The sequence below is a fragment of the Haladaptatus ordinarius genome (assembly GCF_054177595.1).
Genome location: NZ_JBPEHH010000247.1, coordinates 1 through 1,781, shown reverse-complemented (window position 1 = coordinate 1,781; position 1,781 = coordinate 1). Strand labels below are relative to the sequence as shown.

General features: G+C 58.0%; 1 pseudogene. It reads left to right on the top strand.

Annotated features, from left to right (window positions below):
- Positions 1–267 precede the first annotated feature (267 nt).
- Positions 268–1,436, top strand: a pseudogene (locus ACR3FF_RS26940) (ISH3 family transposase).
- Positions 1,437–1,781: the final 345 nt, after the last annotated feature.

Below are 1,781 nucleotides of genomic sequence, written 5' to 3'. Positions count from 1 at the left end.
GTAGCCTCATTACGCACCAATCCGGACAGCGGCTGAATCAGGCGACTGATTCAGTCGCCTCATTCTGGCTACTACGTGTCAGCAACTGGTCTCTTGAGCCAGAGTGGACAACTAGCGATATTCGTAAAGCGGTCGAACGCCCATCCACGCAAGTCAAGATTCCTGTGCCTCCCTGATTCTCTGAATCACCGTTCTCATCATCGCAGCTATCTTCAAACTTCAGTACATCACAAAGCCGGTTAGTTGAGACGTCTGCTTGCTGAAGATGTGTCCAAGCACCAGCAGCAAGCAGACAATGAAATCCACGAGGACCAGCTCCTTAACTTCCTCGTCAACCGGCTTGACGAGGAAGTTGCTATCGACCTTGCCAACAACGCTGAAATCGATGCAGAGGACATCTACGAGGTCCTCGTCGGCGCAACCGCCGACGGGACCTCGATCTCGACACTGTGTAACTCCAGCGAAGACTCGCCACCGTCGAACACGATCCTCTACCATCTCCGGACGAAGTTCGAGCCGAACGGCTCGAACGAGTCGCGAACACACTCCTTCAGCGAGATATCGTCGAATTGCTCCCCGAGCAGGTGGAGGTCTGCGCAGACCTCCACCTGCGTCCCTACTACGGTGACGAAGACGACACAGACGCTCTCTACCACTCGGAAGCGAAGCGAGGAACCACTTCGTTCCACGCCTACGCCACGCTCTACGCGCGTGCGAAGAACAAGCGCTACACGCTGGCGGTGCGCCGTCTCGAAGACGGCGACACCGCCAGCAATGTCCTCGCTGAGTTCCTTGGCGTTCTCGACGGCCTTGACACCGAGGTCAAGGCCGTCTACCTCGATCGAGGGTTCTACGACAGCAAGTGTCTCACGCTACTCCAAGCGCACAACTACGCCTACGTCGTCCCGATCATCCGGTGGGGTGAATCGATTCAGCAGGAACTCTCGGAAGGGTGGAGTCGTGTCATTCAGCACGATCTGACGGGGAAACTCGACGGTCACAGCTGGACCGTCGAGTTTCCTGTCTACATCGACTGTACGTACCTGAATGGGCGGTACGACGACCATGGCGTGGCGCGTCACGGCTATGCCGCTGACGCGCCGTTCATTGAGACTCCACGCGACGCTCGATACCACTACTCGAAACGCTTCGGTATCGAGTCGAGCTATCGCTTGTCCGAGCAAGCGATAGCGACAACAACGACACGAGACTCCACGGTGAGACTCCTGTACGTTGTGGTGAGTCTGCTGTTACAGAACGTCTGGCGGTATCTGCACTACGAGTTCGCGGCGACGCCTCGCCGAGGCGGGCGTCGCCTCTGGTGGTGGCCGTACAAGGAGTTCGTCAATATGGTCCGGCGGGCTGCGTGGACGGCCCTCGCGGTGCGTCGGGCCGTCCCCGCGAACCGGCCTCCCGACGACCGGTTCTACCGATAGGCACCGACCGAGGAAGCCTGCGAAGAGAGTGGCTACACTGTCGCGTCGGCGGCTAAGCGCCGCCGACAGCGACAGCACCCACGTCTCTCAGCTTCGAACACTCACTAACGGCGGCTCGTCAGGACAGACTGGTGAACTCAGACCGAATTAGCTGGCGACGCTTTGTGAGGTACTGAACTTCCCAACATTGATACGGCCAACATCGTGCTTCACACATTGTTCGACAATCGGTACTTCCCGAGCGTCGCTTCGTGAGCTGTGCTGAGTCACGGATGACCAGAGTGAACGCTGGTGTAGTAGCTGAGTGAAGGAGAACTAGAGTCCACAGATGGAGAGAACCGAACC